Origin of the sequence: Ferruginibacter sp., from assembly GCF_031430955.1 — a bacterium.
Lineage (GTDB): Bacteria > Bacteroidota > Bacteroidia > Chitinophagales > Chitinophagaceae > Ferruginibacter.
Genome location: NZ_JANPCM010000436.1, coordinates 1 through 1572, shown reverse-complemented (window position 1 = coordinate 1572; position 1572 = coordinate 1). Strand labels below are relative to the sequence as shown.

General features: G+C 34.6%; 3 protein-coding genes. All 3 read left to right on the top strand.

The features are described 5' to 3' along the window. A partial coding sequence (locus tag ACY65O_RS12080; RefSeq protein WP_462221108.1) for a TonB family protein occupies positions 1–729 on the top strand: 729 nt, incomplete at its 5' end. A gap of 91 nt (positions 730–820) precedes the next feature. Beyond that, a complete protein-coding gene (locus tag ACY65O_RS12075; RefSeq protein WP_462221107.1) occupies positions 821–1078 on the top strand; it encodes a hypothetical protein in 258 nt (85 codons plus the stop codon). Then, on the top strand, positions 1078–1572 hold a 495-nt coding region (locus ACY65O_RS12070), incomplete at its 3' end, for a substrate-binding domain-containing protein (protein ID WP_462221106.1). The genes ACY65O_RS12075 and ACY65O_RS12070, both read left to right, overlap by 1 nt.

The window sequence follows — 1572 nt, the reverse complement described above, 5'->3', positions numbered from 1 at the left end:
GATAACCGGTTAATGAAATCGGTTGCTGTAATGATTGGTGTGGTTATAATATTATCAGCATTTACTTTTATTCCTAAAAAGAAAATGGTTGCAGAAAATGGAATGTACGATACAATAACTACAAACATTGCTCCTGTAGATAAAAAACCTGAGAAGAAGGAACCAAAAGAAAGAAATAAAGCAATAGAAAAACCTATTACTACAAAAAAAGATGTGGCTAATATTGTAATAACCAGGCATAATGATAAGGCTGATACAATACAAACAATAGAAGAAAAAGATAAAATAGGGAGCTTAACTAATATTGTACCTGGCTCCGATGGGCCTGGTGTAATTAAACCCTTTGATGGAGAATCTGGTGGCGGTGAAAAAGGCCCTGATGTTGTAATTGCAAAACCAGCAATCGATATTAAAACACCCACTTACAGTCCCGATATTATGCCTTCTTACCCCGGCGGAATGGAAGCATTAAGAAAATTTTTGCAAAGAAATTTAAATAACCCCAAAGAAATGGAAGAAGGCGAGGAAGTAAGTGTAAAAGTAAAATTTGTGGTGGACTACGATGGAAAATTGCAAAGTTTTGTAACCGTACAGGATGGCGGAGAAGAATTTAATAAAGAAGTGGTAAGGGTGTTGAAAAAAATGCCCAACTGGGTTCCAGGAAAAACTAACGGACAAAATGTATCAGTTTATTTTACGATACCTGTAAAGTTTGTTCCGGCTAACTGATTTACGCCATAAATTATGTAATTTGCCATCCCGATATTATTTTAAACTGTAAGGCTTTACACCTTACAGTTCTTTTTTAAAAAAATATTTTATGGCACTGGAAGAATTTGAAAAAGAAGAACCGAATAACAGGGATAAAAATCTTATCCGCATGCGGAGCATTACCAATTATACTATGGGAGTGTTTTTTATAGCCGCTGGTTTTTTCTTTATGTTCCCCAATAAATATTCCACTGAGTTTTTAAGCAAATACGATTCAGACTTAATGAAAATGTTTGCAGTAATATGCTGGATATATGGAGTGTTCAGGATGTTCAGGGGCTACAGTAAAAATTATTTTAAAGACTGATGATAAAAAATACCGTTACCAGCATAAAAAATATTACGGGCTTTATAATTATTGTTTGTACGCTGTTTGCTGCAGCATGTAAAAGTAAATATAAGGGCACGGCACTTGATTCGCCAACCGAAGGCACTATTAATATAAGTGTGGATGAATCTTACAAACCAATAATTGAAGAGCAGATAAAAGTTTTTGAAGCCTCTTATCCCAAAGCAAAAATTATTGCCCATTATAAAACAGAAGCCGATTGCTTTAAAGATATATTAAATGATTCGGCAACAAGGATGATCATTGCCACACGGGGTTTAAATCCAAAAGAAGAAGATTTTTTTAAAAGCACTTTAAACTACGTGCCCGTTTGGGGTACTGTTGCATCCGATGCCATTGTGGTGGTGATAAATGGTAAAAGCAACGATACTTTATTTACTATCGACAGGTTGAAAAAACAACTGTCGGGTGTAATGGGTAAAAAACAAACTTTTATTTTTGATGGATTGAAT